Genomic DNA, 3,281 nt, shown 5'->3' on the forward strand with positions numbered 1-3,281 from the left:
ATTGTCGAGTCTGAATGTTAAAGTCGTTAGTAGTCGTTTGTGTTGTATGGTCAAGCGACTAAGCGTATACGGTGGATGCCTTGGCAGCTGGAGGCGATGAAGGACGTAGGAGCCTGCGATAAGCCCTGGGGAGCTGGCACACAAGCTTTGATCCAGGGATTTCCGAATGGGGAAACCCACCTGTTTACAGGTATCACATGCTGAATCCATAGGCATGTGAGGCGAACCCGGGGAACTGAAACATCTAAGTACCCGGAGGAAAAGAAATCAACCGAGATTCCCTTAGTAGCGGCGAGCGAACGGGGATTAGCCCTTAAGCTTCTTATGTTTTAGTGGAAGGATCTGGAAAGTTCCGCGATAGAGGGTGATAGCCCCGTACACGAAAAGGCATATGAAGTGAAATCGAGTAGGTCGGGACACGTGTTATCTTGACTGAACATGGGGGGACCATCCTCCAAGGCTAAATACTCCCAGCTGACCGATAGTGAACCAGTACCGTGAGGGAAAGGCGAAAAGAACCCCGGAGAGGGGAGTGAAATAGATCCTGAAACCGTATACGTACAAGCAGTAGGAGCCCTACGGGGTGACTGCGTACCTTTTGTATAATGGGTCAGCGACTTATTGTCTGTAGCAAGGTTAACCGTTTAGGGGAGCCGTAGAGAAATCGAGTCTTAATAGGGCGTTTAGTTGCAGGCAATAGACCCGAAACCCGGCGATCTATCCATGGGCAGGTTGAAGGTTGAGTAACATCAACTGGAGGACCGAACCCACTAATGTTGAAAAATTAGGGGATGACCTGTGGATCGGAGTGAAAGGCTAATCAAGCCGGGAGATAGCTGGTTCTCCTCGAAAGCTATTTAGGTAGCGCCTCGCGTCTCACCCACGGGGGTAGAGCACTGTTTGGGCTAGGGGGTCATCCCGACTTACCAACCCCATGCAAACTCCGAATACCGTGGAGTGCAATCGCGGGAGACACACGGCGGGTGCTAACGTCCGTCGTGGAAAGGGAAACAACCCAGACCGCCAGCTAAGGTCCCAAATACCAGTTAAGTGGGAAACGATGTGGGAAGGCCCAGACAGCTAGGAGGTTGGCTTAGAAGCAGCCATCCTTTAAAGAAAGCGTAATAGCTCACTAGTCGAGTCGGCCCGCGCGGAAGATATACCGGGGCTAAACTGGTAACCGAAGCTGCGGATGCCTTCGGGCATGGTAGAGGAGCGTTGTGTAAGCCGCTGAAGGTTGACCGGGAGGTTGGCTGGAGGTATCACAAGTGCGAATGCTGACATGAGTAACGATAAGGGAGGTGAAAAACCTCCCCGCCGGAAGACCAAGGTTTCCTGTCCAACGCTAATCGGGACAGGGTTAGTCGGCCCCTAAGGCGAGGGCGAAAGCCGTAGTCGATGGGAAACAGGTTAAAATTCCTGTACTCGCTATTGCTGCGATGGAGTGACGGAGAAGGCTAGGCCAGCATGGCGATTGGTTGTCCATGTTTAAGGTTGTAGGCTTATGACTTAGGCAAATCCGGGTCATACTCTTAAATGAGAAGGCTGAGAACTGATGACGAGTCTCATTATGAGACGAAGTGGTTGATGCCCTGCTTCCAGGAAAAACTTCTAAGCTTCAGGCAATAGAGAACCGTACTCGAAACCGACACAGGTGGTCAGGTAGAGAATACCAAGGCGCTTGAGAGAACTCTGGTGAAGGAACTAGGCAAAATGGTACCGTAACTTCGGGAGAAGGTACGCCGCTGACGGTGATCGGACTTGCTCCGTAAGCTGTTGGTGGCCGAAGTGACCAGGTGGCTGCGACTGTTTATTAAAAACATAGCACTCTGCAAACTCGTAAGAGGACGTATAGGGTGTGACGCCTGCCCGGTGCCGGAAGGTTAATTGATGGGGTTAGCTTCGGCGAAGCTCTTGATCGAAGCCCCGGTAAACGGCGGCCGTAACTATAACGGTCCTAAGGTAGCGAAATTCCTTGTCGGGTAAGTTCCGACCTGCACGAATGGCGTAACGATGGCCACGCTGTCTCCACCAGAGACTCAGTGAAATTGAAATCGCTGTTAAGATGCAGTGTACCCGCGGCTAGACGGAAAGACCCCGTGAACCTTTACTACAGCTTTGCACTGAACTTTGAGCCTGCTTGTGTAGGATAGGTGGGAGGCTTTGAAGCGGTAACGCCAGTTATCGTGGAGCCACCCTTGAAATACCACCCTGGCATGTTTGAGGTTCTAACCCAGGTCCGTGATCCGGATCGGAGACAGTGTATGGTGGGTAGTTTGACTGGGGCGGTCTCCTCCCAAAGAGTAACGGAGGAGTACGAAGGTGCACTCAGCATGGTCGGAAATCATGCAATGAGCATAATGGTATAAGTGCGCTTGACTGCGAGACAGACATGTCGAGCAGGTACGAAAGTAGGTCATAGTGATCCGGCGATTCTGTATGGAAGGGTCGTCGCTCAACGGATAAAAGGTACTCCGGGGATAACAGGCTGATACCGCCCAAGAGTTCACATCGACGGCGGTGTTTGGCACCTCGATGTCGGCTCATCACATCCTGGGGCTGAAGCCGGTCCCAAGGGTATGGCTGTTCGCCATTTAAAGTGGTACGCGAGCTGGGTTTAGAACGTCGTGAGACAGTTCGGTCCCTATCTGCCGTGGGCGTTGGAGATTTGAGAAGAGTTGCTCCTAGTACGAGAGGACCGGAGTGAACGAACCTCTGGTGTTCCGGTTGTCACGCCAGTGGCATTGCCGGGTAGCTATGTTCGGACGGGATAACCGCTGAAAGCATCTAAGCGGGAAGCCTCCTTCAAGATGAGATCTCCCTGGGACCTCGAGTCCCCTGAAGGGCCCTGGAAGACTACCAGGTTGATAGGCTGGGTGTGGAAGCGCTGTGAAGCGTTGAGCTAACCAGTACTAATTGCCCGTGAGGCTTGACCATACAACAGAGATGGTTACTGACGATTGAGTGAGTGGATTGTGGTGTAGAGGCACACGACGCTTGCGGTGTATTACTACAGAGTGTTTTACCGACTTATTTGGGGTTATCGCCGGTCATACTGACCGAGGCAAACAGCGATAACAGGCGGGCGGAGTAGCTGTTCAAGAGCGGCTTCTTAAGACCGAGCCAACCCAAGCCAGTTTGCCTGACGACCATAGAGTTGTGGAACCACCTGATCCCTTGCCGAACTCAGCAGTGAAACGCAACATCGCCGATGGTAGTGTGGGGTCTCCCCATGTGAGAGTAGGTCATCGTCAGGCTTCTAAACAGAAAGGGTCACCCAA

The 3,281-nt window shown here is 52.4% G+C and carries 2 rRNA genes; both read left to right on the plus strand.

The annotated features are described in order from the left end of the window. The first annotated feature begins 48 nt into the window (after window positions 1–48). Window positions 49–2,937 (plus strand): 23S ribosomal RNA (locus ABVT36_RS18545). A 204-nt stretch (window positions 2,938–3,141) separates the two neighbouring features. Continuing rightward, window positions 3,142–3,257, plus strand: a 5S ribosomal RNA gene (rrf, locus tag ABVT36_RS18550). Window positions 3,258–3,281 lie beyond the last annotated feature (24 nt).

It is taken from the genome of Microbulbifer sp. TYP-18 (genome assembly GCF_040932045.1).
GTDB lineage: Bacteria > Pseudomonadota > Gammaproteobacteria > Pseudomonadales > Cellvibrionaceae > Microbulbifer.